Raw genomic sequence first — 26,984 nt, forward strand, 5'->3', positions numbered from 1 at the left:
CCATGTGGGAGCGGGCTCGCTCGCGAAGGCGGTAGGTCAGTCAATACAACTTTGGCTGACCTACCGCTTTCACGAGCAAGCCCGCTCCCACAGGTTTTTTTGGTGTTCACGCAGGCCAATGCCGCTCGAATACCGGTGCCAGCACCGGGTGCCGGTCAATCCTTTGCAGCCACGCGTAAAAACCCGGTCGCGTCTGGCGCAGATGTTCACGGCTGCCGGCCCAGCGGCTCACCACTGCCGCCAGCACATCCAGTGCGCCGGGCGTTTCGTCATCCAGATACAGCTCGCCGGAAAACTGATCGGCAAACACCTCCCAACTGAAGTGCAGGCGCTGGCGCGTGCCGGCGATCAGGTTCTGCCGCGCGGTTTCGTCGGGCGTGCTCAGCCAGCGCTCGGGGTAATCGATTATGCCGACCGCTGCATAGCAATTGCTGACGATATAGGCGAGGCCGCGAATCGCCTGATCACGATTGGCAGCCTCGCTGGGTAGCAGACCGGACTCAGGAAACGTCAGGCCCAGATGAATCAGGATCGCCGCACTTTCGGTCATCGCGCTGCCGTCCGGCAGTTGCAAGGTCGGTATCTGCTTCAGCGGATCGAGTTTGCCCAGCGCCTCGTCGGCCTCGGCGCTGGCTTCGGTATCAATGAACCGGTAGGCGATCTGGCACAGTTCCAGTGCCGCCTCGATGGCGGCCGCGCCGGAGTTCTTGTGCCCATAGAGTTGGTACATGTGCGTTTCCCCCGATAAGGCCTTTGCACAGGGTAGATGGCTGTGGCTCGGGTGTAAAAGTCTCCGACGCAAGCCCTGCAGGAGCGGACTTGCTCGCGAATGCGGTTTGCCTGTGACGTAAATATCGCCTGACTTGACGCTTTCGCGAGCAAGCCCGCTCCCACAGGGGAAATCGGTGGGGTTTGAAATTTATTTTTCCGGCACTGCATCCAATCGCCTTCGCCACGGGTAGTCCCTGTAACAGCCACTCTTGTGCTGTCAGCGCTCTACCTTTTTCGGAGAATCATCGGATGAACATCACCCAGCTGATTGGCCTCACCGGTTTGCTCGCCTTCACGGCGACCACCTTCGCCCAGAGCAGTTATCCCGACGCGATCAAGGTGCCGGACGGGCACAAGATTGCCCTGGAAACCACCGGCGTTGGCGAGATTACCTATGAATGCCGCGACAAGCCCAATATGGCCGGGCAGACCGAGTGGACTTTTGTCGGCCCCAAAGCAGTGCTTAACGATCGCAGCGGTAAACAGGTCGGCAGCTATTTCGGCCCGCCAGCGACCTGGCAAGCCAAGGACGGTTCGAAAGTCACCGGCACACAATTGGCCGTGGCGCCGTCGAGCCCGGGCAACCTGCCCTATCAACTGGTCAAGGCCAACCCGGCCGAAGGCAAAGGCGCGATGACCGGCGTCAGCTACATCCAGCGTGTTGCGCTCAAGGGCGGCGTGGCGCCGGGCAGTGAATGCACGATGGCGAACAAGGGCAAGCAGGAAGTGGTGAAGTACCAGGCGGATTATATTTTCTGGGCGGCTAACTGACCTGGGCATCATTGGAGATCCAAATGTGGCAGCGGGCTTGCTCGCGAAGGCGTTGCGTCAGCCAGCCTATAAGTGCCTGATGCACCGCATTCGCGAGCAAGCCCGCTCCCACAGGTTCTGTGTGATTTTGGGAAATGTGAGCTAGATTGCACCCCATGCCTTTACCCGATCCCCAGTTCGATTACGAAGCCCGCCTCAAAGCCTGTGCCCGGGGCGAGCGCGCGGCTCTGCGCGATTTGTACGTGCAGGAAGGCCCGCGCCTGCTCGGTGTGGCCAAGCGTCTGGTGCGCGATACGGCGCTGGCGGAGGACATCGTCCATGAGGCGTTCATCAAGATCTGGAACGGCGCCGCCGGGTTCGATCCGGCGCGCGGTTCGGCGCGAGGCTGGATGTTCAGCGTGACCCGGCATCTGGCCTTGAATCAGTTGCGCAAGCAAAGCAGGGAAACGCCGTTCAGTGAGGAACATGAGGCAGCGGCGCCGGATGAGGCGATCGATGTTCACTCGGCGCGCATTCATCGCTGCCTGGAACAACTGGAACCGCAGCGGCGCACCTGCATTCTCCACGCCTACGTCGACGGTTACAGCCACGCGCAGATTTCCGCACGCCTCGACACGCCGCTGGGCACGGTCAAAGCGTGGATCAAGCGCAGCCTCAATGCTTTGCGGGAGTGCATGGGATGACCGGCGAATCAGCGCAGGAACGGGATGAACTGGCTGGCGAATACGTGCTCGGCACTTTGTCGTTCGAGCAGCGCATCGAGGTGCAACGGCGCCTGCCGAACGAGCCTGAACTTCGTGCGGCAGTGGATGCGTGGGAGCGGCGCCTGCTGGAGTTGACTGATCTGGCCGAGCCACAGCAGCCGTCGGTGCAGCTATGGCCGCGTATCGAACGCAGCCTCGAACGGCTGACGGTGAGAAAACCCCTGACGTCGTGGTGGAACCTGCTGCCGCTGTGGCGCGGTTTAAGCGCCGCAGGCCTGGCCGCGACATTGATCCTCGGCACGATCCTGCTGACCCGGACTGCGCCGACACCGAGTTATCTGGTGGTGCTCGTGGCGCCGCAAGACAAAGCGCCGGGCTGGGTGATTCAGGCGAGCAATGCGCGCGAGATCCAGTTGATTCCGCTGGGCGTGGTCGAGGTGCCGGCGGACAAGGCGCTGGAATTCTGGACCAAGGCGGACGGCTGGTCGGGGCCGGTTTCCCTCGGTCTGGTCAAACCGGGGCAGGCGTTGTCGGTGCCGCTGGACAAACTTCCTGCGTTGCAACCCAACCAGCTGTTTGAGCTGACCCTGGAAGGCGCCAACGGCTCGCCGATCGGCAAACCGACAGGGCCGATTCAGGCGATCGGGCGTGCCGTCAAAGTCTTGTAATGTGCTCTGTAGGAGCTGCCGAAGGCTCCTACATTAACCATCATCGCTGTCGATGTTCACCATCACGGCAATGAAGTTCTCATAAAAAATTCCGGGCGTAACATCAGCTCCATACCAACCAACAACACCCCGGAGCACACCATCATGAAACGCCAGACTCTTCTCAGCATCGCTTTCTCGGTTTTCGCAGTTAACGCTTTCGCCGCCACCCCGGCGCACACCATGATCGCCGCAGACGGCTCGGATCACCTGTATCAGAACGCTGTCGCCGCTGATGGCTCTGATCGCCTGCAAGGCAACACCGTCGCCGCTGATGGCTCTGACCGCCTGCAAGGCAACACCGTCGCCGCTGATGGCTCTGATCGCCTGCAAGGCAACACCGTCGCCGCTGATGGTTCTGACCGCCTGCAAGGCAACACCGTCGCCGCTGATGGTTCTGACCGCCTGCAAGGCAACACCGTCGCCGCTGATGGCTCTGATCGCCTGCAAGGCAACACCGTCGCCGAAGGTGGTTCGGATCGCCTGATCGAACGTCGCGTTGCCTGAATGCATCGCTTTACGCGCAACACCGCAGAGAAACCCGGCTTCCGCAGCCGGGTTTTTTATGTCTGTGGCATCAGCCGGCCCTGGCCATGCAGCGTTTGTAACGCTCGTCCACGCGCTTGGCAAACCAGGCTGTAGTGAGTTTGCGGGTGATCTTCGGGCTCTGCAGGACGATTCCCGGCAACACCGCACGCGGCAGTGACTTGCCTTCGGCCCGCTCCGCCAGTTCGAACACGCGCTGATAGAGTTTGGTCTCTTCGAATTCCAGGGTTTTGCCTTTCTCCAATTGATCGCGAATCGTCGGGTTGCGCATGCCCAGCGATTTGCCGAGGGTGCGCACCGCCAGTTCGGTGCTGCCGGGCATGATCGAGTCGTAGCGAATCAGGTCGCCATCCAGCGTCAGGGGAATGCCGGAAGCGCGGCTGACCGCGTTCTGGAATGCAGCATTGCGGCTGGCGTACCAACCGGCGTTGAAATCGGCAAAGCGATACAGCGGCTCGCGGTAATTGACCGGGTAACCGAGCAAATGGGCGATGCCGAAATACATGCCGCCGCGCCGGCTGAACACTTCACGGCGGATCGTGCCGTCCACCGGGTACGGATAATCCTTGGCGTGCGCCTCGGCAAATTCGATGCTGACCTGCATCGGCCCGCCGGTGTGCACCGGGTTGAAACCGCCGAACAGCGTGCGCCCCATCGGCACCATGCCGATGAAGTCGTCGAAAATCGCGCTCAGCTCTTTCTCACTGCGCGCCGCACTCAGGCGTTCGCTGTAGCTCTTGCCATTGGGCGAGCGCACTTGCAGAGCGCCGCTGACCAGCAGGCCGGGGATGTGCACCTTGGCAGCGCGGCGATCGATCTCATCGCGAGCAATCTTGCCCAGACCGGGCACCGTCGGGTCGGCCTGGAAAGTGGATTCCTGCTCGGCCACGGCCAGTACCGAACACAGATTTTGCGTCGTGGTGTTGATGCCTTGCGCGGCGAACGCGGCGTAAATGTCCGTGGCCCAGCCCTGACGATCGGCAGTTTTGGCCGGCAACAGGCGAACGATTTCCGCCTTCACTTCGGCCGGCGGACGCGGCGCCGGTTCGTTGCTGCGCTGGCTGGCGCAACCGGCGAGCAGCAGCACGGCGCCAACAGTAATGAGTAATCGCATGTTGCTCCATCCAGTCAAATCAACCACGACACCATACACAACCCCTGTAGGAGCTGCCGCAGGCTGCGATCTTTTGATCTTGATGTTGACCTTGATCTGCAAAAAGCAAGATCAAAAGATCGCAGCCTTCGGCAGCTCCTACGACGGATGACAAACTGATTGCAAAACGTTACTGCGAAACTCTATCATTTGCACCTGGAGTCGCATTAGCGCAAGGAGTTCCGCGCCGCCCTTTATTTATTCATTGGCCGCTCGCCTCCAGGTATTCGACATGCCCGCTTCAGCTCGACTCGGCGCTCCGTTCCGCCCGACTTTGCTCGCCCTGCTGTGCTCCCTGACCGTCACCGCCCACGCCGCTGAAAACAACAGCAAAGAGCTGGTGCTCGACGACGTCAACATCAATGCCCAGGCCCCTGCTCCCAACGCCCTGCCCCCGGTCTACGCGGGCGGTCAGGTCGCGCGCGGTGGACAGTTGGGCGTGCTCGGCAACCAGGACATGATGGACGTACCGTTCAGCGCGGCGTCGTACACCGAGCAGCTGATCCAGGACCAGCAGGCGGAAAATGTCGCCGACGTGCTGCTCAACGATTCCTCGGTGCGCCAGGCCTCGGGCTTCTCCAACCAGGCGCAGGTCTTCATGATTCGCGGCCTGCCACTCAATGGCGACGACATTTCCTATAACGGCCTGTACGGCGTGTTGCCCCGGCAGATCATTTCCACCGATGCGCTGGAGCGCGTGGAAGTGTTCAAAGGCCCCAACGCTTTCATCAACGGCGTGACCCCGACCGGTTCGGGCATTGGCGGCGGCGTCAACCTGCAACCCAAACGCGCGGGCGACGTGCCGCTGCGCCGCTACACCACCGACATCAACAGCGAAGGCCGGATCGGCCACCACTTCGATATCGGCCAGCGTTTCGGTGAAGACAACCGCTTCGGCGCGCGGGTCAACCTGTCGCAGCGCGAGGGCGACACCGGCATCGATCACGAGAACCAGCGCTCGAAACTGTTCGCCATCGGCCTCGACTATCGCGGCGACGCGCTACGGATTTCCGGCGACTTTGCCTATCAGAAGGAACGCGTCAACGGTGGCCGCAGCTCGGTCAACCTCGGCACCGCCACGCACATTCCGGACGCGCCATCGGCGGACACCAACTACGCGCCGAAGTGGGGCTACACCGATATCGAAGACACCTTCGGCATGCTCCGCGCCGAGTACGACCTCAACGACAACTGGACCGCTTACGCCGCTGGCGGCGCCAAGCACACCCGCGAGGTCGGTCGCTACAACTCGACCACACTGGTTGGCAACAGCGGCGCGTCGTTCACCACCGGCTCGTTCGTCCCGCATGACGAGGACAACACCAGCGTCATGGCCGGTCTGAACGGCAAATTCAACACCGGGCCAGTCAGCCACAAGCTGAATTTCGGCCTGACCGGGATCTGGGCCGAGCAGCGCAGTGCTTATGACTTCGACCTGACCCGCTATTCGAACAACATCTACCACCCGATCACCACCCCGGCACCGGTCGGCAACTTCTCTGGTGGCGATCTCAACGATCCGGGCATCGTCGGCAAGACCTTCAACCGCAGCGTGGCGATTTCCGACACCCTCGGGTTCTTCGACGATCGCCTGCTGGTCACCGCCGGTCTGCGTCGCCAGCAACTGGTCGTGCAGGGTTACAGCTACGCCAGCTACGGGAGCGGCCCGCGCTCGTCGAGCTACGACGAATCGATCACCACGCCGGTGTACGGCATCGTATTCAAGCCGTGGGAACATGTGTCGCTCTACGCCAACCACATCGAAGGCCTGGCCCAAGGGCCGACCTCGCCGACCAGCAGCGGCGGTTTTCGCGTGACCAACGGCAACGAAGTCTATGCACCGAAACGCTCCAAACAGACCGAACTGGGCGTAAAAGTCGACATGGGCACCTACGGCGCGAGCCTCGGGGTTTATCGCATCGAACAGCCAAGCGACGGCTACTGCGAAATCAACAGCGCCACCACTTGCACCTACGTACGCGAAGGCGAGCAGATCAACAAAGGCGTGGAGATGAACGTGTTCGGCGAGCCACTCGACGGCCTGCGCCTGATCAGCGGCCTGACCTTGATGGACACCGAGCTGAAAAACACCCTCAACGGCACCAACGACGGCAACCACGCCATCGGCGTACCGACCTTCCAGTTCAACGCTGGCGTCGACTGGGACGTACCGGGCCTGCAAGGCGTCGCGCTGAACGCGCGGATGCTGCGCACCGGCGGACAATACGCCGATGCGGCGAATAACCTCAGCCTGCCAACCTGGAACCGCTTCGACGCAGGCGCGCGCTATGCATTCAAGGTCTCGGAGAAGGACGTGACGCTGCGGTTCGGCGTTGAGAACGTGGCAAACAAAAAGTACTGGGAATCGGCTCAGGGTGGCTACCTGACCCAAGGTGAACCGCGAGTGGCGAAGTTGTCGGGGACTATCGACTTCTAAGCGTTATCGCATTGTAAAAAAGGCCCCGCAGCTTCACGGTTGCGGGGCCTTTTTGGGTTTTGCGGTGCATGACCCGGCCTCTTGGCGAGCAAGCCCGCTTTCACAGGAGAAATACAGTCCAGTGTGGGAGCGGGCTTGCTCGCGAAGGCGGTGTATCAGAGCCAGAAACGTTGCCTGACACTCGCAATTCGCGAGCAAGCCCGCTCCCACAGGGGATGTGCAGTGTTGATTAAATTCCTGCCAACGCCAGATCCATCGCAAAGTAAGTAAAGATCAGATCCGCCCCGGCGCGCTTGATTGCGCCGAGGCTTTCGCGAACCACGCGATCTTCATCGATCGCACCCGCCTGGGCGCCGAACTTGATCATCGCGTATTCGCCGCTGACCTGATACGCCGCCAGTGGCAGGTTCGAGGCCTGCCGAATGTCGCGGATGATGTCGAGGTAGGCACCGGCCGGTTTGACCATCAGCGCATCAGCGCCCTCTTGCTCGTCGAGCAGCGATTCGCGCAGTGCTTCGCGGCGGTTCATCGGGTTCATCTGATAGCTTTTGCGATCGCCCTTGAGCGCACTGCCCCCGGCCTCGCGGAACGGGCCGTACAGCGCCGAAGCGAATTTGGTCGAATAAGCCATGATCGGAATCTGCGTGAAGCCGGCCGCGTCGAGCGCTTGGCGAATCGCCCGCACCTGGCCGTCCATCGCCGCCGACGGTGCGATCACGTCAGCCCCAGCGCGAGCGGCGGCCACGGCTTGTTTGCCGAGATTGATCAGAGTCTGGTCGTTGTCGACCTCGTGGTTGTGCATCACGCCGCAATGGCCGTGATCGGTGTACTCGCAAAAACAAGTGTCGGACATCACGATCATTTCCGGCACGGCGTCCTTGGCGATGCGCGACATGCGCGAGACCAGACCGTCTTCGCGCCAGGTGTCGCTGCCGTTGGCATCCAGATGATGGGACACGCCAAATGTCATCACCGACTTGATACCGGCGCGGGCGTAGCGCTCGATTTCGCTGGCCAGCTTGCGCTCGGGAATACGTTGTACGCCGGGCATGCTGGTGATCGGCACGAAGTCGTCGATCTCCTCCTCGACGAAGATCGGCAGGACCAGATCGTTCAGGCTGAATTCGGTTTCCTGGAACAGACTGCGCAGGCTCGCATTGCGGCGCAGACGGCGGGGACGTGCTTCGGGGAACTGACTGGACATGGGGCCTTTCCTGAAAACAGCGAATGAGACGAAAGTCGTAGGGGGCGAAGCTTATGCCTTGCGGCGGGTGCGGGACAAACCTGGATCAATCAAGAGAGCGTTACCGGGCTTGCAATAATCCTGCTGATCGCGTGACTCCCTGTGGGAGCGGGCTCGCGAAGGCGGTGGGTCAGACGCGTTAATGTTGACTGACGCGACGCTTTCGCGAGCAAGCCCGCTCCCACAATTAGAGTATGCCGTTCAAGAAGGAATGGTCAGCCCGCGAATAACCGCCGGGCGAGCGAGGAACCGCTCCAGCACCCGCGTGACGTTCGGGAAATTCTGAATCCCGACCAGATCGCCTGCCTCATAGAAGCCGAGCAGATTGCGTACCCACGGGAACGTCGCGATGTCGGCGATGGTGTAGCGCTCGCCCATGATCCAGTCGCGGCCTTCGAGGCGGGTGTTGAGTACGTTCAGCAGGCGTTTGCTCTCCTCGACGTAGCGATCACGCGGACGCTTGTCTTCGTAGTCCTTGCCAGCGAATTTGTTGAAGAAACCGAGCTGGCCGAACATTGGGCCAATGCCGCCCATTTGCCACATCAGCCATTGAATGGTCTCGTAGCGCAGCGCGCCTTCCTGAGCGAGCAACTGGCCGCTCTTGTCGGCCAGATAAATCAGGATCGCGCCAGATTCGAACAGCGGCAGCGGCTGACCTTTCGGGCCATGCGGGTCGAGAATCGCCGGGATCTTGTTGTTCGGGTTCAGCGAGAGAAACTCTGCCGACGTCTGATCATTGGTGTCGAAACCGACGCGGTGCGGCTCGTACGGTAAGCCGATCTCTTCGAGCATGATCGACACTTTCACGCCGTTGGGGGTCGGCAGGGAGTAGAGCTGAATCCAGTCCGGGTACTGCGCCGGCCATTTCTGAGTAATCGGGAATGCAGACAGATCGGTCATTGGAAGCATCCAGTCACAAATTGAAAGCCGATCATAAAGTAGGCCCGGGTTGACGCCTACACGAACCGTAACATCCTGTCGCTATCCTGCCTGCATGCCCGCAAAGGTTGCCGTTAGAGTGCTGCGCACTGGCCCGAATCGAACCAAACGGGCATTACAGGACTCTGAGCTATGCCTTTCTCGCAGAGGAAGCTGTTCACGACAGGGAAACACCCGGTGCTGGGAGCCCGCGGTGCCAAGGTTTGTCAGCCTTAACCGATTTTGCTGAAGAACTTTCGAATTGATGACGAACCTGATGAGTTTCGCCAAACGCTTCAAACATCGCGCGTATGTGGCTCTGCCCTCCCTGCTGGCAGTCAGTGCGCTTTTTCTCTCGCTTGAATCCAGTGAAAGCCGCGCGCAACCGGCGGACGGCACGCAGACGCTGGTGTTCCTGCGCCACGCGGAAAAACCCGAAGGCGGCCTCGGTCAGCTCAACTGCCAGGGCCTGAACCGCGCCATCGACTTGTCGACACTGCTGCCGGAAAAATTCGGCAAGGCCGATTACGTGTTCGCCGCCAACCCGACGCGCAATGTCGAGGAAGGCGAACTGGACAACTCCTACAGCTATATTCGCCCGCTGATGACCATCAGCCCTGCCGCGATCAAGCTTGGCCTGCCGGTGAACATCGAGTTCTCCGCCAACGACACCAGTGACCTGGCCCGCGAGCTGCTGAGCGAGAAGTACCACAACTCGACGATCTACACCGCCTGGTCCCATGGCTACCTGCCGGATCTGATCAACAAGGTTGCCGGCAACGCAGTGGGCGAGCGGCAGAAGATCACCGATGACTGGGCCGGCGATGATTTCGACTCGTTGTATGTACTGACCCTGAAATGGCACAACGGCAAGGCCAGTTTGCAGAGCCGTAGCTACAAGCAGGGGCTGGATAACGGCAAGGACACCTGCCCGACCTGAGTTTTGTAGCGCCTGACCTCGCGAAGAGGTCAGTCGCTTGCGCCTCAAGCCTTCTGACTCACCCGCCCGCGCAAATACTCGATCACCGCCTCCTGCTCCCCAGCGAACTCGATCCGCCCGCCCTTCTTCTCGCGCTGGAACACATACATCGGGTCGTAATACTCACGCAGCAACCCCTCGATCCAGCCGCGATGCAGGTCCACCGCGCCGCTGCGTCCCTGCTCGGCCAGCGCCTGCTCCATCAACACCAGCATCCGCGAATGGCGTTCACCGCCAAGGCGTTTCTGCACATTGTTGAGGCTTTCCAGCAGGCGTTCGGAGAACAAGGCAAAACCGTTTTCGCCGTGCAGCGAAGCAAACTCCGCCGACAGATCGATGACGTAATCGCGCAGGATCCGTTCGACACGATACTCGAAACGATCTTCCAGCCAGACCATCGGGTACTGCTGCATGCCCTGATACAGCGGCAGCGGCAAGGCACAACTGCCAACGACGCGGCTCTCGTCTTCGAGCACAAACTGCTCGATACCGGCAGCGCGCTTCTTCAGGAAGTCGATGGCCAGGCGATTCTCGAAATCGATGTTCGACGGCTGCCCGGTGGCGCGTTTGCCAAAACTGGAGCCGCGATGGTTGGCGTGGCCTTCCAGATCCACACCGTTGCGCAATTGCACCAGCACTTCGGTCTTGCCGGTCCCGGTCATGCCGCCGAGCAAAACGAAATCACACTGCGCGATGGCCTGCTCAAGCGTGTCGATCAAAAAGCTGCGCATCGCCTTGTAGCCGCCACCGACGCGCGGATAGTCGATACCGGCCTCATCGCGCAGCCACTGCTGGGTGATTTGCGAGCGCAGACCGCCGCGAAAACAGTACAAGTAACCATCGGGATGAGCCCGGGCGAAGTCGGCCCAGGCCTGGATGCGCTCGGCCTTGACTGCGCCGGACACCAGTTGATGGCCCAGCTCGATCGCCGCCTGTTGGCCATGCTGCTTGTAGCAAGTGCCGATCTTCTGCCGTTCCAGATCATTCATCAGCGGCAGGTTGACCACGCCGGGGAACGCGCCTTTGTGAAACTCGACCGGCGCGCGGGCATCCATCATTGGCCGGTCGTTGAGGAAGATATCGCGGTAGTCGGTGCAGTCGCGGAGCATCAAATCACCTCGACTGCGTTCGTCTGTCGCTCAACCAGTTCGCCGATCGGCGCAAGGCTCAGACCCAGTTCGGCGGCGACACCGAGGAACTCGTCATTGCCTTCAGGCGTGACCGCAATCAGCAGACCGCCGCTGGTCTGCGGATCGCACAGCACGCGTTTGTGCAACTCCTGCACGCGGCCAACCTTGCTCGAATAGCTGTCGAAGTTGCGCAGCGTACCGCCCGGCACGCAGCCCTGATCGAGGTAGTACTCGACGCTGTCCAGACGCGGCACGCGGTCATAGGCGATGCGCGCAGTCAACTGGCTGCCGTCGGCCATTTCCACCAGATGCCCGAGCAGGCCGAAACCGGTGACGTCAGTCATCGCCGTAACGCCGGCGAGTTTGCCGAAACGGCTGCCGGGCTTGTTAAGGGTGCACATCCAGTCACGTGCGACACCGACATCGGCAGCGCGCAATTTGCCCTTCTTTTCGGCGGTGGTGAGGATGCCGATGCCCAGCGGTTTGGTCAGGTACAACAGGCAACCGGCGGTAGCGGTGTCGTTGCGCTTCATGTGGCGCTTTTCCACAAGGCCGGTGACGGCGAGGCCGAAGATCGGCTCCGGCGCATCGATCGAATGCCCGCCCGCCAATGGAATACCCGCCGCGTCGCACACCGAGCGACCGCCACGAATCACTTCCCGCGCCACTTCCGGCGCCAGCACATTCACCGGCCAGCCGAGAATCGCGATCGCCATCAACGGATCGCCACCCATCGCGTAGATATCGCTGATCGCGTTGGTCGCGGCGATGCGGCCGAAGTCGAACGGGTCATCGACAATCGGCATGAAAAAATCGGTGGTCGACACCACACCGCGCTCGGCATCGATCTCGTAAACCGCCGCGTCGTCGCGCGATGCGTTGCCGACCCAGAGTTTTGGATCAAGGTTTTGTGCGCCGCTGCCGGCGAGGATCACTTCCAGCACCTGCGGGGAAATCTTGCAGCCACAGCCGGCGCCATGGCTGTATTGGGTCAGACGAATCGGCTCGCTCATGGGAGAGTCTCTGGCAATGAATGGGGCGGATTCTAGCAGAGCGCGAGCGCGCAGATTCTTGTGCTGACCGAGCGACGCCTTGGCGGGCAGGCTCGCTCCCACATTTATAGCGCGATGCCCTGTGGGAGCGCGCCTGCGCGCGAAAGCAATCGAAACTGCCTGCATCACTCCGTCAGCCCCGCCTGCAAACCTCAGCAAAAATCTGCGTAATCGGCCGATGCGGCTGGCGCTTGTGCATCTGCCGCACTTGCTCGCTTAGTCGCAACAGCTCTTCACTGGGCTTGGCCCATTGCTCTTCGGGCAGCGGCTCGGACCAGGCGCGCATGACTTCCGGCAGCGCCTGCTTGCCGATTCTTTCCAGACGGCGCACTTCCCATTCGACCAAACGGTTTGGAATCGTCCATAAAGTCATGACGTGATACAGGTACCAAAAGAATCCCGACAGCCGCGAGCGGCGGCCTTCACGGATCTGCTGATGCATCCGCGCGCGGGCATTGCGAAAAGTGTGCAGGCCTTCGTGGGGTGGGTCGTCCGGGCCTTGCAGATCCTGCAAATCCTGAATCGATTTGAGGTCGTTGACTTCGTACTCCATGTAACCGCGAATTGCTTCCCAATGGCTGATCGCGAGCTCCAGGCCGGCGCATTGGAATTCGAGGCTGGTGAGGGTTTCGCCGTGATGAAAACCGATGCCCATGCCGTATTGGCGATGGATGCCGAACTGGGTGGCGCCTTTGGCTTCGATGATCCATGCGCTGAGTGATTCCCATGGAATAAAGACTGATTCGGTGGCGCCCTCGGGCATGAAGCAGACTTCGCGGCGTTGGCGGTTGAAGCGGGTTGGGATGAGGGAGAGGCGTTTTTTGTGAGCGTGGTGCCAGACGCCGAGGCCAATAAGAAGGATCAAGGGGCCGCAAATTGATTGGTTCTCGTAACCCGCTTCGAACACACCAACCATTGACTCCCAAATGGCCCCGTTCCCATAGCCAAAAATAATGCCTAGTAACCCTGTAACTAAAGGAAATAAAACGATGATCATAAAGGCGCCTGCGGTTGGCCCACCGAAAATTAGCTGCCACGTAAATACCTCTGGCAATCCAAGCCCAAAGTCCATGTATCCGTCGTTTAACTCTCCAATATGCGGCCCATAAGGCGGCATTGCTGTAGGTAATGGCAACGGTGCGAGATAGGTAATTCTTCCGCTTGGGAACGGCTCTACATCGCCCGGTCTTCTAATCACCTCACTTTGCGCATCAACAAGAGGCTCATTGTGATTATTCAGCATGGTCGGCCCATTCGAGATATTGAATTTCAACCAGCATAACCATCGGGTTTTGCTTGACCGACCCGGTAGCAACAACTGAGAAATGGCCGCCACCTCGAGGGTCTCCCACCTCGGCCAAGTTCAACCGAAACATCCGCATCCAGCGCGGTGCCCTGTGGGAGTGAGCCTGCTCGCGAAGGCGCTCAAACAGGCAAAAAACTTCCCACCCTCTGGTCACAAAACTGCTCTGCATCAGCCCACAGCCCGCCTGCAAACCTCAGCAAAAATCTGCGTAATCGGCCGATGCGGCTGGCGCTTGTGCATCTGCCGCACTTGCTCGCTCAGTCGCAACAGCTCTTCACTGGGCTTGGCCCATTGCTCTTTCGGCAGCGGCTCGGACCAGGCACGCATTACCTCCGGCAGCGCCTGCTTGCCGATTCTTTCCAGACGGCGCACTTCCCATTCGACCAGACGGTTGGGAATCGTCCATAAAGTCATGACGTGATACAGGTACCAAAAGAACCCCGACAGCCGCGAGCGGCGGCCTTCACGGATCTGCTGATGCATCCGCGCGCGGGCGTTACGAAAAGTGTGCAGGCCTTCGTGGGGTGGGTCGTCCGGGCCTTGCAGATCCTGCAAATCCTGAATCGATTTGAGGTCGTTGACTTCGTACTCCATGTAACCGCGAATCGCTTCCCAATGACTGATCGCGAGTTCCAGGCCGGCGCATTGGAATTCCTGGCTTATGAGATTTTCACCTTGATAGAAACCGATGCCCATGCCGTATTGGCGATGGATGCCAAACTGGGTGGCGCCTTTGGCTTCGATGATCCAGGCGCTGAGCGATTCCCATGGAACGAAGACTGGTTCGGTGGCGCCTTCGGGCATGAAGCAGACTTCGCGGCGTTGGCGGTTGAAGCGGGTTGGGATGAGGGAGAGACGTTTTTTGTGGACGTGGTGCCAGACGCCTAGGCCGATGAACAGCGTAAAAGGCCCGGTAAATACAGTGTTCTCGCAAGCCTCTTCGAAGATGGCAAGCATTGACGCCCAAATGGCTTCTTGACCAAAGCCGAAAATAATTCCCAAAAACCCAGTAACAACTGGGAATAAAAAAAGCACCGAGAACGACGTAGCAAATGGCCCACCCAGAGTCATTTGCCACATGAAAACTTCCGGCTGGCCTAATCCGAAGTCCATGTAAACATCATTGAGTTCACCGATATGTGGGCCATAAGGGGGCATCGGTGTGGGCAGTGGCAACGGTGCGAGATAGGTAGTTTTTCCGCTTGGGAACGGCGCCACATCCCCCGCTCTTCTAATCACCTCACATTGCGCAGTAGCAAGAGGCTCATCGTGATTATTTAGCATGGTCAACCCATTCGAGGTATTGAGTTTCTACCAGCAGTACCGGAGGGTTTTCCTTGACCGAGCCGGGAACAACAACGGCAAAATGGCCGGTATCCCGAGGGTCGATATGTATGACACGGGTTCGGGATGCCCACTCGCCATTGCCATTAACAGCTTGAATACATACGGCAAGTTCGAGCGTTTCCTTTGCAGGCACGTACTCAGAGTCGGGACGGACGGGGTATTGAAGGCAAAGTACCAAACCATCTGGCGATGACTTTGCGATTCGCAGACTGCTCAATATCTCCTCACTGATGACTTCCCTGCGCACTTGCGGCACACCGCGACCATGCAGCGGTAGAACAAGTCGATGGGCGCCGATTCCCAAGCGATGGGTCGGTTTACCGTTCAACGGCGGCAGAAGATCATTTAGCGCCAGCCTCGGCAAAACCAAATGAATATCGCTGGGCTTGGCGCCAAATAGTAAGGTCTTCAGCCAAGTGTCACCGGGATCAGGTCCCGATTGGGCATAAGGAGCGTGTATTAAAAAAGCGAGATAACTTTGATAGTCATCCAGGGAGTGGTCACCGCGCATCTCTTCATCACGGCTCCAGGGCGTGATTTTCAACCACTTGTCGTGGGCAGAGAGGTTGTAACGATTGAACAGCCACGTTCCGACGAACTCCAGCACGGTGAACAACGCACCGGCCAAATTGAAGCGAAAGAACACTAAAGAAAGACGTGTACCAGCGGCAGCCCAGGCGACTGTCCGTGCCGCATTGTTTTGGGCATTAATTATTTTATAGCCAGCAAACAGCGTTTCACTTAAACCGTATGTGTTGGCGGACGCCATGCCGCCAGCGCCCAGCGTCGCAAGTGCAGCCCCGGTTTGCGCCGAGTGATCTCCGCTACGAACAGCTTCCTGCCAATTGCGTCTGTGATTGTTAAAACTGTTAACAGATGACAGTAGACCGAAGGTGTAAGTGAATCCCCCCAACCCCACATGCAACTTCCCCACTTGCACACGAACCTGTTGCAACGCTTCAAGCTGCAAACTCCCGACAAGACTCGTGCTGCGAGCCTTCAAAGCTGTATCAGCAAGCCCCTGCGCAGCGGTAAAACCCGCAGCGCCTGTAGCGGCAAGAGCCGCAACAAAATCCGCCCGTTTCTTCCTGTCCCTCGTCTGCTTCATCACCTCCCGATAAGCCCCCAGCAAATTCACCACCTGCACCAACACCACCAACAACCCCATCCCCTCCGTCCGCACCAGACTCGCTTTCGAAACCCCCGCCACCCCCGCGCGAATATTCTCCAGCAACCCACGTAACTCCCCCTGCTGCGCCGGCGGAAACACCACCGTCACGCCTGCTTTCGCCGGCGTGGCGCCATACAGCCGGGCCGAGCGATCCGGCAGTTCGTCAATCGGGCTTAACGCTGCCGCGAGGCGGCCTTCGAACAAGGCCAGTTGCGTGCGCACGCGGACGATTTCTTCCTGCAATTTCACCGCACGGGCGGTTTTGTGGCCCTGGCGATTTTTGTTGTGGGTGAGCTGGTTGCGTTCGCGGTTGAGGGTTTTCAGGTAGTCGCGTTCGCGCAGCACTTCCTTGATGCTGGTTTGCAGCGCCGATTGTTCCGCCGGGGTGGACACGGTGAAGGTCACGCCGCTGGTTCGCGCGGCGTCGAGCACGCGTAGGCGCAGCGCTTTGGGCAGGCGCTGGAACAGTTCGTCCAGTTCGGGGATTTTCTCGCCGGCAAGATCAAAGCCTTCCAGCGCCCGGCTCAGGCCGAGGTTCAGCGCCGGGCTGTAGGTGTCTTGCACCGCGTCCGCCAAGACGCGACTGTGTGCGGGCAGGTCGTCCAGTGCTGGCAGCTGCGGCTGCTCGATGCTCTGCAACTTGGCCAGCCAGTCCGGCAGGTTGTTGAACATCGCCATGCCGGCGTTGAACAGCGTTGAATATTGCCCGGCGTGTTCGGTCTGCAGGCGCAGCGGCAAGGTGTAGAACAGCGGGCGGGTCAGTTGCGGGTGTTGTTCGAGGTAACCGAGCATTTGCTCATTGGCCGCGTCGCTGCGGCCGATGTCCTTGAGGCAGGCGTATTCGCTGGCGAGCGCCTGATCGATCTGCACTTGCCCATCGAAATACCACGCCGAGCGATGGAAACGCCCGGCGCACAGCAGTTGCGCGCGATCGGCGGTGATGCGTTCGAGCAGGCGATTCCAGCGTCCGAGGTTGTCGCGATGACTGTTGAGCACCTCGTCCATGGCCGGGCGGTCGATCAGGTCGTTGACGCCGCGCTTGCCGCTGAGCAGCGGGCCGTCGAGCACGTCGTTCATCCGCCGGTTCTGATCCTTGCCCAGATCGACCAAGGTACTCAGGTGGCGCTCGACGAAATCGGCCGGGGCCACTTCAGCAAAATATTCGCGGGTGTAAAAGCGTCGATCCGCCTCGGCGGTGACGCGAGCGTGTGCGGTGAAATCAGGCGCGACGCCGTCGAAACGGTTCAGCGCCAGCGACTGGTCCAGTGCCTTTTCGCGCTGTTGCTGCAGTTCAGGTCGAGCCTGGGTATCGGTCGGGACAACCTCACCACCCTTGTTCAAATAGTCGAGCAGCGCCTGCCGGGTATTTTCCCGATCCGGCTCGGGCAACTGCTCAAGCTCAGCAAACAATGCCTGAGCGCGCGGATCCTCGCTGGCCTTGGCCAGGGTGTCGAAATCCTGAGCGCCCAACTGGCTCAGCGACTCGATGTAACTGGCCAGCAGATAGTCGCGCTCGTTGTTGTCGGTGTTGCTCCACTGCTCGATCCAGCCGACCACCAGGTCCTGATAATCAGCCAGATCGCGCATCACCCCGAGGTCGTCGTTGACCAGCAGAAACAGCGTGTCGTCCTGATAAGGCCCGCGCACCCGGCCGAGGAATTCGCCGATATGCGCCTCGCGAAAACGTCGCGGATTCTCCCACAGATAAGGTTCACGCTCGTGCTCCGGCGCGTCGCTGACCTGCACCACCGGCATCCGCGTGGCGTCCGCTTCGACCACCGGTTTCGCCGTGCAGGCCACTTCCGCCAGCCACTGTTTGGCCTGGGCCACGGTGAGCAGATGTTCGCCGCCGATCAGACAATGCACCGGGCCGAGATCGACCGCCTGCATGAAGTGCTCAAGTTCCTCCGCGCTGTCCAGCACCTGTTGGCATTTCGCCGCGCTCAACTGCACGTCGGCGAAGGTCACGTAGAGGGTGCTTTTGCGCGAAAAGATCAACGCCGGACGTTCTTCAATGGCGCTGCGCTGATCCTCGCTGACGCTTTTGCCGCGATGCAGCAATGCGCTGACGACGCCTTCAAGCACGCGGTATTCGTAGAGCTCGCCGCTGAGGCTGTCGACGATGTACAGCCAGCCATCGCGCAGGCGGCGGATGCCCATCGGGCGCGCGGTCAGGGTGTACGGCAGCGTGAGTTCGGTGCTGGGGTCGAAGGGTTTTTCCACCAGGCCGTACGCGAGGGGCAGCAGTTGCACGTGGGTGTTGCGCAAGGGGCAGGCGGCGGGGCCGATGATCGGGGCTTTGGACGCGGCGGCTGCCGCAAGGTCGGCGGGATGGTTCATGGTCGGACTCTTTCAGACGCCCATTGGCGGGCCATTGAAACGGCCAGCGTCAAGCGCTCACCGATCGGTTGTAGGGAGGGCTCGTGTAGCAAGTGCTGGATCTGCGGATGCTGATCCGGATCAGCACCATTGAGAGACGCGACAAGGTTGGCGAAGTAAAGCCATTCCGATTGGCTGCTCAGGCCGAGCGCGCTGGCTTTTGCCTCGATTTGTTCCAGAAGCATCCAACGTTCAGCGATGGTTTCCCCGGTGTGAAACCGGGGAAAATATTCAAGCAAATACGCATCGACTTGTAGCAACATCCGCCGCCGATCCACCCCATCCAGCGCGGCATCCTGCTCGGCGCTCAACCGATACGGCGCCACCAGCGCCCCACCCTGCCCTTGACGAGGTCGCTGACAGTGCCAGACTCCCCGCGCGCCATCCGCCGTGACCACACACCCCAGCGGCCCGAACAGACTCGCATCGCCGCGGGCAAACAGCGCCTGCGCCACGGCGGCATCCGCCAGCCGCAACAGCACCGGCGAGCCGACCGGTAACTCGACCATCAGCAACTGGCGCAAGTGCGCCACGATTTCATGCACTGGCGCAGCGCTGAACAGCAGCACGCCCCATTCCTGTCGGGCATGCTGCAGATGAAACCGCCCCACCGGATCCTCAGCGTCAGTGAGCGTCACCAGCAAAGGCGAGACGTCACGCAGGGCCGAAAACGGTGGTTGGTCGTACAGCGCGAAGGCATTGGCAGCAGGATCGAGCCGTTGCACTTGCGCCGGCAAATCGGTGATCGTCGCACCGTCGAGCAGCACAAACGCCTGCTGCTCATCCCACGGCAAACCTTCAGGCCAATCCGTCAGAAGCTTCATGCCTGGGCCGCCTCGCAGATCAGGCAACGCGAGGTCCGCGTGGTCAGCAACGCATGACGTTGCTGCACGGCATCGAACGTCGCCTTGAGCAACGGCGCGGCACCCGGCAGCAACGGCTCGGCTGGCAGGGACACCGCTGGCACCCCTCCCTGGACAATCGGCGTACTGCTGAAAATTCCTGCCGCCCCCACCGTCAACCAGTGCCCGCCGGCCGCCAGGGTTATCTGCATGCCGCTGTTGAGAACCACCTGCTCGCCCGCGCCGAAATGCAGCTGCTGCGCGGCACTGACGCGCTGGCTGGCCACCCGCACATGCCGCTCGCCCTGCACCCACAGATGATCGTCCTGCTTGAGTTCAGTCAGGCGATTGCCGTGCGTGAGGTGATGTTCCTCATCGCGCAACTCAACGCTTGAGACGCCGCCGATGACCTGACTGTGGAGGTTGTCGATCTGGATACGCAGGTCATTGAGCACGTGCTGAACGAAGTCGCGCTGCGCCCTGATGGAAATTTCTTCGGCGCCTTGCCTGTCCTCGATGCGCAATTCATTGTAACCACCGCCGCCGGGGCTGCTCTGGCTGCGCCAGATACTGCGCGTCTGTTGCGCCGGCAGGTCCAGTGGCACCGGGGTCTCGGCGTTGGGCAGGCAGGCCAGCAAATGCGGTTTGTCCGGATCACCATCGGTGAATCCCACCAGCACTTCCATGCCGACCCGCGGAATCTGCACGCTGCCGTAGCGGTCATGTGCCCAGGCGGTGGCCACGCGCAGCCAGCAACTTGATTGTTCATCGCGCTGGCCGTCTCGATCCCAGAGCATTTGCACTTTAACGCGACCGTACGGATCGCTGTAGATCTCCCTCCCAGGCGGGCCGGTCACCACCGCCAACTGGCTGCCACTCACGCGCGGTTTGCCATGCTTGAGCTTGGGGCGAAACACCACATCCCACGGTGTCGCGACGAAATGGTTGCGGTAGCCCTGACTGAACCCATCAGCGTCGGCCTGCTCGGTGAACGCTTCCTCAAGCACTTGTGGCTGTCGGCCGATGTGCTCAACCTCGGTCAGCAGCCATAAATCGTTGCAGTCGGCGCGCGAATAATCCGCCATGGTCATGAAGCTACCGCCGCGCATCAGCGCCTGGTTGCTTCGCCCGCTGGCCAGACGATAGTCGGCACCATGGCGCTCCAGCGCACGCTGGCTGAGGTGCTTGCCGCGATCGCGATGGGTGAACTGGCCGGGAAACTCATAATCCTCAAGCAGCGGAGCCCGCGCTGCACTGGCCTTGGCGTCCAATTGCACTGCGGGCTTTTCGAAGTGATAGTCGCGGCGCTCGACGAGATTGGAGCGCGGCTCCAGGCGCACAGTGAACTGGTCGATAACGGGCGTGTCGGCAACCAGGCCGTTGCCCTGCACATAGCGCGTCGCCACGTCGTGTTTGAGAAATGCCGTTTGATCATCGCCGAACACCAACAGGTGCGCCTCACGGAGGTGGCGGAAGTGAAAGTGCAAGCCCTCCTCTTCGCACAGCCTCTGGATAAAGTGCAGATCCGATTCCTGGTATTGCACGCAATACACCCGCTCCGGGTACTCGGCGCTGAGCTGAAAATGCCAGGCATCGGCCTGCATGCCGTGATCGCCCAACACATTGGCGATGATCTGCGGCACGCTCAGGTTCTGGAAGATCCGCTGATTGCGCCGATGCGCGAGGTAGGCAAGATGCGGCGCCAGCGTGATCTGGTAACGGCTCAGCCGAGCACCGCAATCACTTTGACCGACCCGATAGACCAGCCCGTGCATGCCGCTGCCGTCGGCACCAAAACAGAGGAAGGCCGGCCGATGCAGCAGGTCTTGCAGATCGAGATCGGGGCGTTCGCTGACCAGCTCGAGATTGAGTTCGTAGGTCTGGTTGAGCGCTTCCCGGGTTCGGAAGCTGAACACTTGAAGATCATGGGAAACGCCCTCGATATCGAGGGTAAAAACAACGGGCCTTCCAGCGATGCGCATCCACCTGTCCCTGTGTCTGATTGAAAGACAGGACTGTGCAACGGCGCGATGCAACGGGTGAAATCAGACCTTTCCCTTTTTTGCCGGCTCGCGAGCGAACCGGAGGCGGCTGACAAGGGATCGACCGGGATCCTACGGAAATGATCCCGTATCGCATGCCCTTTCAATGTGGAAGCGAGCTGCTCGCCCAGGGCGTGGGCGGGTCAGGGCAGCAAAATGATCTTGTCGCCACCGCCCTGATTGACCTCGGCATAGCGCGCCACTCCTTCAGCCAGCGGCACTTGCACCAAGCCCTGCGGCAGCGGCAAGCAATCCTCATCGAAGAACCGCCCGAACTGCTCGAGCATCGCGGCGCACGCCTCAACGCCGTACAACAAAGAGTTAATGCCGACCACCGAGCCGCCCTTGCGATACAGCGCCAGCGCCGGCAGTTGCACATGGCCGTCGACCGGCGCGGCGATAATGGCGATGCGACCGAAAGTGGCCAGTGCCGCGACCGAGGCCGGCAGCCAGAAACCTGTGGTGTCGACGATCACATCAGCGCCGCCGCGATACACGGCATTGACCTGCGCACCGAGGTCTTCAGGCTTGTCCAGTTGAATCGTCTGATAGCCCTGCTTCTGCAAATCTGCTACCTGCCCGGGCCGGCGCGCCGCCGCCAGCAATTGCGCGCCGCGCACTTTTGCCAGCGCCAAAGCCGCTGTGGCCACTGCCCCGCCGCCGATCACCAATAACCGCGTGTCGGCGCTGACCAGGCTACGTTCCAGCGCGTCCCACGCCGTGGTGTACGGCACGCCGAGGCTGGCCGCCTGGGCGAAACTCAGGTGCGCCGGTTTGTGCGCCACACCGCTGGCCGGCAGTTTGACGAATTGCGCATGAGCACCGTCGGCGAAGAAGCCCAGCTCGCGCCCGGTGCCCCAGACTTCCTGACCGATCACTGCTTGCGGCCCCTCGACCACCACCCCGGCAAAATCCCGCCCCGGAATCCGTGGCAAAGTGGTGTAAGGAAAACGGCCGAGGACGTTTTTCACATCGCTGGGATTGAGGCCGGCAGCCTTGATCTGCACCAGCACTTCATCGGCACCGGGCACCGGGGTCGGGACGTCGACGAAACGCAGGGCAGACAGGTCGCCGGTCTGATCGAATTGCAACGCTTTCATGGGCACATCCACCGAAAGGAAAAAAGGAAATTCAGGACAACCAGCCCGCGACCAGCTGCCGGCCCAGCGGCCACAACTGCTCACCGGCCAACATGCCGAGCAGACCGACCAGCGCGATCGCCGGGGGTGCGGGAGAACGAAAATCGAGCGCGCCGTAGAGCAGGCCGACGCCCAGGCCAATGGCCAGAGAAATGAGGTAGTTCATGGGGGAACTCCGCCGCAACAAGTGATGGGCAGAGTCTAGGGAAACGGGCGGAGCGCTATCGGCCAAGGACTTCTGAATTTCGGACAAATGACTGGCGCACCGCAAAAACCCTGTGGGAGCAGGCTTGCTCGCGAAAACGGTGTGTCAGGCGGTGAGGGAATGGCTGACACACCGCTTTCGCGAACAATCCCGCTCCCACAATGCAACCATGCAGGCTTGGTTAATCGTGTTCTACAGCAAATTGCGAAGGCGCCACGCCCAGCTCCCGGCGAAACATGTCGCTGAAGCTGCTCGGCGAGTAGCCCAAATCGCGAGCGATGACGCTCACCGCCACGCCCTGAATCAACGCTGCCACCGCTGTGGCCAACTGCACCTGCCGCCGCCATTCGGCGAAGCCCATGCCGAGGCTGTCCTTGAACAGCCGCGCCAACGTACGCACGCTGGCCCCGGCATTTTCCGCATGCTGCTCGAACGGAATCTCCAGCGACGGCGCGGCCATCACCGCCTGGCAAAGATTCATCAGACGCCGGTCGGACTCATCCGGCAGCGGAATCTTCAGTTGCGAACGCCTTGCCCGCCGCAACTCCAGCAACGCCAGACCGACCAGTGCCTCGTAATACTCAACCTCGCCGTCATCGCCCTGCGCCACCAGCCCGACGATCAACTCGCGCAGCAAACCGCCGACTTCGATCACCTGCACCGTCGCATCCAGCGTCGCCGCCAGCGCCGGGCGCAGGTAGATATTGCGCATCTGCAAATCCGACACCACGCGAATCCCGTGCGGCACCCCGGGCGGCAACCACACCGCCCGCTGCGGCGGTACCACCAGCGCTTCGTGCGGGGTTTCCACCCACATCACTCCGCTCATCGCATACAGCAACTGGCCCCAGACATGCTCGTGCGGCTCGATGAACAGGCCTCGCGGATACGTCCGCGCCAGCGGTTGCACGGGCACATCGGTGTCGGTCAGATCAGGGGGCGCGGCGAGGGCCATGGCGAGTGTTCACAGGGGGCTGGCGAAGCCGCCATGGTAACCAGCGCGCCCCGCCCTCGCCAACGGGAGATACCGTCGGACAATCCGAATGAATTTTCCCGGCACAGCGCGATCCGTTTAATACCACAGGGAGGAATTCGGGCTTTATGAACAACGCAAAACTTTACGTCATCGACTACACACTGCATGGCACCCCCAAGACGTTCATTATCCGCTCGGACAAAATGGACAACGCCGAAGCCTGGCATTGGGCAAGCTGCGACGCGGGCGTGGGTCGCATCCCGCGCTTTGGCCGCGAGAAAGTGCAAAAGACCAGCAAACCGACGGCAGAAAAATTCGGCCTGCAAAACGTCACCTGGCGCCAGACCAACTGACCCCACCGCCTTCACCGCAGGCTTGGCAAATCGACAGGGAGAATCGACGATGACCGACACTTATCACCCGGCCCGACTGGATTACGGCCTGACCACGTTTTTCGGCCAGATCACCAAAACGGTGGATTGCGAGGTCGCGCTGGAAACGGTCGCTGATGATCCTTACCGCTTCACCTTGTGCGTGCAGGCACCGGTGCCGGAAGACCTCGACCAGGCGAAGATTGTGGTGATCAAGGTTCAGGGACGAACATTGCAGGGTACGGTGAGACACTTTGAACGACGGGACGACAACAGTCTGAAAATGGAAGTGGAGCCTGATTAGGCTCCACTTTTTTTGGCCGTGCCTATTTCGGATGAGCGCAGCCGCAGCCCTTCATCGCACACTCTTCGCCGTCCTTGTGATGGTGAGCGCAAGCCTCGCAGCAATAGTGTTTACCGTGTACAGCGTAGGAATGATCGCCCTCTTTGAGGGTGCAGTTGCAGCCGGGGCAGTCGCATTTTTTATCGGACATGGGGCAGACTCCTTCAGTGGTGGTTGTCTGGGGCTTGCGAGCAAGCCGTAGGGGACAGTGTAGAAGGTGGTTTTGCAGGAGTGTTCAGGGTCTGGGCGACGCAGAGAGATGGCAATAGCAAAAGATCGCAGCCTTCGGCAGCCCTACACACAATGAGCGTTAGCTTCAGCAGATATACACACGTATCCGAATTCATCCGATCACTGCGCCTGCCGCGAACTCCGATACATAAACACCAGAGCCGCCGCCAAACACACCATCGCCAGGATCCTGCTCGAAGACAATTCGATCGCCGGGTTCCCCAACCAGCCAAAATTGTCGATCAACATCCCCATCCCCAACTGCCCGACAATCACCGCCACCGTCGCCACAGCTGTCCCGACCACAGGCACCGCGCCGACCATCACCATCATGTACACCACGCCAAACAGCGCCCCGGTCAACTGCCACTTCGGCACCTCAAGCAGACTCACCGCCTGCGCCGGCTCGAAAAACAGAATCAACAACCCGGTCACCACCGCGCCCACCGCAAAGGTCAGCAAACTGGAACGCAGCACGCCAACCGTCTCACCCAAACGCCCATTGATCGCGGCCTGCACACTCAGCACCGCACCGGCCAATACCACCACTGCCAACAAAATCACCAGACCCATCACTCACCCCCGCGCAATCAGAACCAAAGCCACCACAATCAAGCCCAACGCCAGCCAGCGCTCGCCGTTGACCTTCTTGCGCGTCGCGCCGAACCAGCCGAAATGATCGATCAATACGCTCTTGCCGACCTGACCGGACAAAATCGCAATCATCGTCATGGCAATGCCGATGTGCGGGGTCGCCAGCGTCAGGACCACCACGTAGATCGGCCCGAGGAATCCGCCGATCAACTGCCAGCGCGGCAGCTCGGTCAACGCAGGACCTTTCTGTGGGCCGGCGAACAGCAACAGCAAAAACAGAATCGCCGAACCCACGCCGAAGATGCTCAACGTCGCCCACAAATGCCCGACCTGCTCACCCAGCGGCCCAAGCAGCCCGGCCTCAACCGACAAACCCATGCCGGCGAGAATGACCAGCGGCAGCAACAGCAGACGCAACACCGATCGCTTGACCGGCGCCGCCACTACCCCTTCATTCAACGTCTGCATACACAACCTTCCACACTCATAAACAATGGCGCGGATTATCGGCTGGTGTCGCTGTGCGATAAATGGGAGCATCCGGACAACACTTTTGCGCAACACGCACAGCGAGACACAGCATGCACGGGCTCAACGAACTCGGATTCAAAGCGTTAAGGCTGTTCGTGGCGGTCCTCGACCACGGCAGTTTTTCCGAAGTCGCCCGCCGCGAAGGCGTCGCGCCCTCTTCCATTTCGCGGCAGATCCAGTTGATGGAACAGGCGCTGAACCAGCAATTGCTCTACCGCCACACCCGCGCGGTCACACCGACCGAAGCCGGACGCACGCTCGGCCACCATGCACGCTTGCTACTGGTGCAACTGGAAGAAGCCGAACAGGCGTTGCAGGAGCAGCAAAGCGAACCCACCGGACTGGTGCGCATCAACGCGCCGGTGGTGTTCGGCCAGCGCCATCTGACACCGTGGCTGGGCGAGCTCTGCGCGCGCTATCCGAAACTGCAACTGGACATCCAGCAAACCGACCATTATGTCGACCCGCTACAGGAAGGCGCCGACCTGCTGTTTCGCATCGGCGCGCTGCATGATTCGAGCATGCAGGCACGCATTCTGGCACCGCACCGCTTCCAGGTCGCCGCCAGCCCTGCCTATCTGCAACGCCACGGCACGCCGCAGCATCCCGACGAACTCGCGCAACACCAGTGCCTGGCCTACAAAGGTGCGGCGGGTCAGCAGCGCTGGTTTTTCCGCCGTGACAGCGAGGACTGGACGCCGTACACGGTCAGAGGCCCGATCACCGGCAACCACGCCGACACCCTCACCCAGGCCGCTCAGCAAGGGCTCGGGCTGGTGATGTTTCCGTCGTGGCTGATTGGCGAAGCGGTGCGCGCAGGCACGCTGGTGCCGGTGCTGGGGGAGTATCAGGTGTCGAACAGTCTGGAGCCGCAGCAGATCGCCGTGCTGTGGCCGGGGAGCCGACGGCTGTCGGTGAAGGTAAGGACGGTGATTGATTTTTTTGTCGAGTGCTTTGGCGAAGTGCCCTATTGGGACAGACCTTAAGCCCACTCGATCCCATTGTAGGAGCTGCCGAAGGCTGCGATCTTTTGATCTGCCTGTGAAAGATCAACAGACCAAGATCAAAAGATCGCAGCCTTCGGCAGCTCCTACAG

The 26,984-nt window shown here is 60.7% G+C and carries 26 protein-coding genes; 9 read left to right on the forward strand and 17 right to left on the reverse strand.

The genetic code is table 11. The features are described from left to right. Positions 1-106: 106 nt before the first annotated feature. Positions 107-730 (reverse strand): glutathione S-transferase N-terminal domain-containing protein, encoded by a 624-nt coding sequence (locus tag ACP7D9_RS23875; RefSeq protein WP_426159786.1) that lies wholly within the window; start codon positions 728-730, stop codon positions 107-109. 290 nt (positions 731-1,020) lie between these two features. Between ACP7D9_RS23875 and ACP7D9_RS23880 the strand changes: the two genes are divergently transcribed. From ACP7D9_RS23880 to ACP7D9_RS23895, 4 genes are all read left to right on the forward strand, one after another. Beyond that, positions 1,021-1,542, forward strand: coding sequence for a DUF3455 domain-containing protein (locus tag ACP7D9_RS23880; protein WP_101159199.1), 522 nt, complete (start codon positions 1,021-1,023; stop codon positions 1,540-1,542). Between the two features lie 155 nt (positions 1,543-1,697). After that, the gene (locus ACP7D9_RS23885; protein ID WP_313001962.1) at positions 1,698-2,225 is read left to right on the forward strand and encodes a sigma-70 family RNA polymerase sigma factor; all 528 of its coding nucleotides are present in this window, start codon (positions 1,698-1,700) and stop codon (positions 2,223-2,225) included. After that, a complete protein-coding gene (locus ACP7D9_RS23890; RefSeq protein ID WP_426159787.1) occupies positions 2,222-2,914 on the forward strand; it encodes an anti-sigma factor in 693 nt (230 codons plus the stop codon). The genes ACP7D9_RS23885 and ACP7D9_RS23890 overlap by 4 nt, the downstream gene beginning before the upstream one ends. Before the next feature lie 144 nt (positions 2,915-3,058). Further along, positions 3,059-3,460, forward strand: coding sequence for a hypothetical protein (locus ACP7D9_RS23895; RefSeq protein ID WP_426159788.1), 402 nt, complete (start codon positions 3,059-3,061; stop codon positions 3,458-3,460). Positions 3,461-3,530: 70 nt separating this feature from the next. On the opposite strand, the gene ACP7D9_RS23900 is transcribed toward ACP7D9_RS23895, so the two are convergent. Further along, the gene (locus tag ACP7D9_RS23900; RefSeq protein ID WP_426159789.1) at positions 3,531-4,613 is read right to left on the reverse strand and encodes a DUF1615 domain-containing protein; all 1,083 of its coding nucleotides are present in this window, start codon (positions 4,611-4,613) and stop codon (positions 3,531-3,533) included. Between the two features lie 271 nt (positions 4,614-4,884). Between ACP7D9_RS23900 and ACP7D9_RS23905 the strand changes: the two genes are divergently transcribed. Continuing rightward, positions 4,885-7,089, forward strand: coding sequence for a TonB-dependent receptor (locus tag ACP7D9_RS23905; protein ID WP_426159790.1), 2,205 nt, complete (start codon positions 4,885-4,887; stop codon positions 7,087-7,089). Between the two features lie 229 nt (positions 7,090-7,318). On the opposite strand, the gene hemB is transcribed toward ACP7D9_RS23905, so the two are convergent. Further along, entirely contained in the window at positions 7,319-8,293 is a 975-nt protein-coding gene (gene hemB / locus ACP7D9_RS23910; RefSeq protein ID WP_042609118.1) for a porphobilinogen synthase, read from the reverse strand. Positions 8,294-8,533: 240 nt separating this feature from the next. After that, positions 8,534-9,232 carry a glutathione binding-like protein gene (locus tag ACP7D9_RS23915; RefSeq protein ID WP_426159791.1) on the reverse strand — a complete coding sequence of 233 codons (699 nt, stop codon included), beginning with the start codon at positions 9,230-9,232 and terminating at the stop codon, positions 8,534-8,536. A 283-nt stretch (positions 9,233-9,515) separates the two neighbouring features. On the opposite strand from ACP7D9_RS23915, the gene ACP7D9_RS23920 reads away from it, so the two are divergent. Beyond that, positions 9,516-10,190, forward strand: coding sequence for a histidine phosphatase family protein (locus ACP7D9_RS23920; protein ID WP_313001937.1), 675 nt, complete (start codon positions 9,516-9,518; stop codon positions 10,188-10,190). A 44-nt stretch (positions 10,191-10,234) separates the two neighbouring features. Here ACP7D9_RS23920 and mnmH read toward each other — a convergent pair whose 3' ends face one another. The 10 genes from mnmH to ACP7D9_RS23970 all read right to left on the reverse strand — a co-directional run bounded on the left by mnmH (position 10,235) and on the right by ACP7D9_RS23970 (position 23,797). Further along, a complete protein-coding gene (gene mnmH / locus ACP7D9_RS23925; RefSeq protein WP_426159792.1) occupies positions 10,235-11,338 on the reverse strand; it encodes a tRNA 2-selenouridine(34) synthase MnmH in 1,104 nt (367 codons plus the stop codon). After that, entirely contained in the window at positions 11,338-12,372 is a 1,035-nt protein-coding gene (gene selD / locus ACP7D9_RS23930; protein WP_122747043.1) for a selenide, water dikinase SelD, read from the reverse strand. Before selD ends, mnmH begins: the two co-directional genes overlap by 1 nt. A gap of 172 nt (positions 12,373-12,544) precedes the next feature. Then, positions 12,545-13,684, reverse strand: a complete 1,140-nt coding sequence (locus ACP7D9_RS23935; protein ID WP_426159793.1) for a hypothetical protein — start codon at positions 13,682-13,684, stop codon at positions 12,545-12,547. Between the two features lie 201 nt (positions 13,685-13,885). Further along, the gene (locus ACP7D9_RS23940) at positions 13,886-15,001 is read right to left on the reverse strand and encodes a hypothetical protein (RefSeq protein ID WP_426159794.1); all 1,116 of its coding nucleotides are present in this window, start codon (positions 14,999-15,001) and stop codon (positions 13,886-13,888) included. Then, positions 14,991-18,575, reverse strand: a complete 3,585-nt coding sequence (locus tag ACP7D9_RS23945; protein ID WP_426159795.1) for a toxin VasX — start codon at positions 18,573-18,575, stop codon at positions 14,991-14,993. Before ACP7D9_RS23945 ends, ACP7D9_RS23940 begins: the two co-directional genes overlap by 11 nt. After that, positions 18,572-19,438, reverse strand: coding sequence for a DUF4123 domain-containing protein (locus ACP7D9_RS23950; protein ID WP_426159796.1), 867 nt, complete (start codon positions 19,436-19,438; stop codon positions 18,572-18,574). The genes ACP7D9_RS23945 and ACP7D9_RS23950 overlap by 4 nt, the downstream gene beginning before the upstream one ends. After that, the gene (gene tssI, locus ACP7D9_RS23955) at positions 19,435-21,438 is read right to left on the reverse strand and encodes a type VI secretion system tip protein TssI/VgrG (protein ID WP_426159797.1); all 2,004 of its coding nucleotides are present in this window, start codon (positions 21,436-21,438) and stop codon (positions 19,435-19,437) included. The genes ACP7D9_RS23950 and tssI overlap by 4 nt, the downstream gene beginning before the upstream one ends. Positions 21,439-21,641: 203 nt before the next feature. Then, entirely contained in the window at positions 21,642-22,598 is a 957-nt protein-coding gene (locus tag ACP7D9_RS23960; protein ID WP_426159798.1) for a quinone oxidoreductase family protein, read from the reverse strand. A 31-nt stretch (positions 22,599-22,629) separates the two neighbouring features. Beyond that, positions 22,630-22,803 (reverse strand): DUF1427 family protein, encoded by a 174-nt coding sequence (locus ACP7D9_RS23965; RefSeq protein WP_073471384.1) that lies wholly within the window; start codon positions 22,801-22,803, stop codon positions 22,630-22,632. A gap of 220 nt (positions 22,804-23,023) precedes the next feature. Then, positions 23,024-23,797, reverse strand: a complete 774-nt coding sequence (locus ACP7D9_RS23970; RefSeq protein WP_426159799.1) for an AraC family transcriptional regulator — start codon at positions 23,795-23,797, stop codon at positions 23,024-23,026. 146 nt (positions 23,798-23,943) lie between these two features. On the opposite strand from ACP7D9_RS23970, the gene ACP7D9_RS23975 reads away from it, so the two are divergent. Further along, positions 23,944-24,171: a DUF6555 family protein gene (locus tag ACP7D9_RS23975; protein ID WP_426159800.1), complete on the forward strand. Its 228-nt coding sequence runs from the start codon at positions 23,944-23,946 to the stop codon at positions 24,169-24,171. A 49-nt stretch (positions 24,172-24,220) separates the two neighbouring features. After that, a complete protein-coding gene (locus ACP7D9_RS23980) occupies positions 24,221-24,493 on the forward strand; it encodes a hypothetical protein (protein WP_313006096.1) in 273 nt (90 codons plus the stop codon). Positions 24,494-24,515: 22 nt separating this feature from the next. Here ACP7D9_RS23980 and ACP7D9_RS23985 read toward each other — a convergent pair whose 3' ends face one another. The 3 genes from ACP7D9_RS23985 to ACP7D9_RS23995 form a co-directional block, all read right to left on the reverse strand. Further along, positions 24,516-24,683, reverse strand: a complete 168-nt coding sequence (locus ACP7D9_RS23985; RefSeq protein WP_101159004.1) for a metallothionein — start codon at positions 24,681-24,683, stop codon at positions 24,516-24,518. Between the two features lie 200 nt (positions 24,684-24,883). Next, positions 24,884-25,336 (reverse strand): DMT family transporter, encoded by a 453-nt coding sequence (locus ACP7D9_RS23990; RefSeq protein WP_101159005.1) that lies wholly within the window; start codon positions 25,334-25,336, stop codon positions 24,884-24,886. Between the two features lie 3 nt (positions 25,337-25,339). Continuing rightward, positions 25,340-25,825: a DMT family transporter gene (locus ACP7D9_RS23995; RefSeq protein ID WP_122508353.1), complete on the reverse strand. Its 486-nt coding sequence runs from the start codon at positions 25,823-25,825 to the stop codon at positions 25,340-25,342. Between the two features lie 113 nt (positions 25,826-25,938). Here ACP7D9_RS23995 and ACP7D9_RS24000 point away from each other — a divergent pair, with 113 nt between their 5' ends. Next, positions 25,939-26,874, forward strand: coding sequence for a LysR family transcriptional regulator (locus ACP7D9_RS24000; RefSeq protein WP_101159007.1), 936 nt, complete (start codon positions 25,939-25,941; stop codon positions 26,872-26,874). Positions 26,875-26,984: the final 110 nt, after the last annotated feature.

The organism is Pseudomonas sp. TSRC2-2, from assembly GCF_049897785.1.
Classification (GTDB): domain Bacteria; phylum Pseudomonadota; class Gammaproteobacteria; order Pseudomonadales; family Pseudomonadaceae; genus Aquipseudomonas.

Coding starts and splice junctions, on each gene's coding strand:
- ACP7D9_RS23880 (WP_101159199.1), top strand. CDS start 1,021: ATGAACATCACCCAGCTGATTGGCCTCACCGGTTTGCTCGCCTTCACG.
- ACP7D9_RS23980 (WP_313006096.1), top strand. CDS start 24,221: ATGACCGACACTTATCACCCGGCCCGACTGGATTACGGCCTGACCACG.
- ACP7D9_RS24000 (WP_101159007.1), top strand. CDS start 25,939: ATGCACGGGCTCAACGAACTCGGATTCAAAGCGTTAAGGCTGTTCGTG.
- ACP7D9_RS23970 (WP_426159799.1), bottom strand. CDS start 23,797: ATGGCCCTCGCCGCGCCCCCTGATCTGACCGACACCGATGTGCCCGTG.
- mnmH (WP_426159792.1), bottom strand. CDS start 11,338: ATGCTCCGCGACTGCACCGACTACCGCGATATCTTCCTCAACGACCGG.
- ACP7D9_RS23915 (WP_426159791.1), bottom strand. CDS start 9,232: ATGACCGATCTGTCTGCATTCCCGATTACTCAGAAATGGCCGGCGCAG.
- ACP7D9_RS23885 (WP_313001962.1), top strand. CDS start 1,698: ATGCCTTTACCCGATCCCCAGTTCGATTACGAAGCCCGCCTCAAAGCC.
- hemB (WP_042609118.1), bottom strand. CDS start 8,293: ATGTCCAGTCAGTTCCCCGAAGCACGTCCCCGCCGTCTGCGCCGCAAT.
- ACP7D9_RS23960 (WP_426159798.1), bottom strand. CDS start 22,598: ATGAAAGCGTTGCAATTCGATCAGACCGGCGACCTGTCTGCCCTGCGT.
- ACP7D9_RS23950 (WP_426159796.1), bottom strand. CDS start 19,438: ATGAAGCTTCTGACGGATTGGCCTGAAGGTTTGCCGTGGGATGAGCAG.
- ACP7D9_RS23975 (WP_426159800.1), top strand. CDS start 23,944: ATGAACAACGCAAAACTTTACGTCATCGACTACACACTGCATGGCACC.
- ACP7D9_RS23990 (WP_101159005.1), bottom strand. CDS start 25,336: ATGGGTCTGGTGATTTTGTTGGCAGTGGTGGTATTGGCCGGTGCGGTG.
- ACP7D9_RS23995 (WP_122508353.1), bottom strand. CDS start 25,825: ATGCAGACGTTGAATGAAGGGGTAGTGGCGGCGCCGGTCAAGCGATCG.
- ACP7D9_RS23940 (WP_426159794.1), bottom strand. CDS start 15,001: ATGCTAAATAATCACGATGAGCCTCTTGCTACTGCGCAATGTGAGGTG.
- ACP7D9_RS23985 (WP_101159004.1), bottom strand. CDS start 24,683: ATGTCCGATAAAAAATGCGACTGCCCCGGCTGCAACTGCACCCTCAAA.
- ACP7D9_RS23895 (WP_426159788.1), top strand. CDS start 3,059: ATGAAACGCCAGACTCTTCTCAGCATCGCTTTCTCGGTTTTCGCAGTT.
- ACP7D9_RS23945 (WP_426159795.1), bottom strand. CDS start 18,575: ATGAACCATCCCGCCGACCTTGCGGCAGCCGCCGCGTCCAAAGCCCCG.
- ACP7D9_RS23965 (WP_073471384.1), bottom strand. CDS start 22,803: ATGAACTACCTCATTTCTCTGGCCATTGGCCTGGGCGTCGGCCTGCTC.
- ACP7D9_RS23920 (WP_313001937.1), top strand. CDS start 9,516: ATGACGAACCTGATGAGTTTCGCCAAACGCTTCAAACATCGCGCGTAT.
- ACP7D9_RS23890 (WP_426159787.1), top strand. CDS start 2,222: ATGACCGGCGAATCAGCGCAGGAACGGGATGAACTGGCTGGCGAATAC.
- selD (WP_122747043.1), bottom strand. CDS start 12,372: ATGAGCGAGCCGATTCGTCTGACCCAATACAGCCATGGCGCCGGCTGT.
- ACP7D9_RS23905 (WP_426159790.1), top strand. CDS start 4,885: ATGCCCGCTTCAGCTCGACTCGGCGCTCCGTTCCGCCCGACTTTGCTC.
- ACP7D9_RS23875 (WP_426159786.1), bottom strand. CDS start 730: ATGTACCAACTCTATGGGCACAAGAACTCCGGCGCGGCCGCCATCGAG.
- tssI (WP_426159797.1), bottom strand. CDS start 21,438: ATGCGCATCGCTGGAAGGCCCGTTGTTTTTACCCTCGATATCGAGGGC.
- ACP7D9_RS23900 (WP_426159789.1), bottom strand. CDS start 4,613: ATGCGATTACTCATTACTGTTGGCGCCGTGCTGCTGCTCGCCGGTTGC.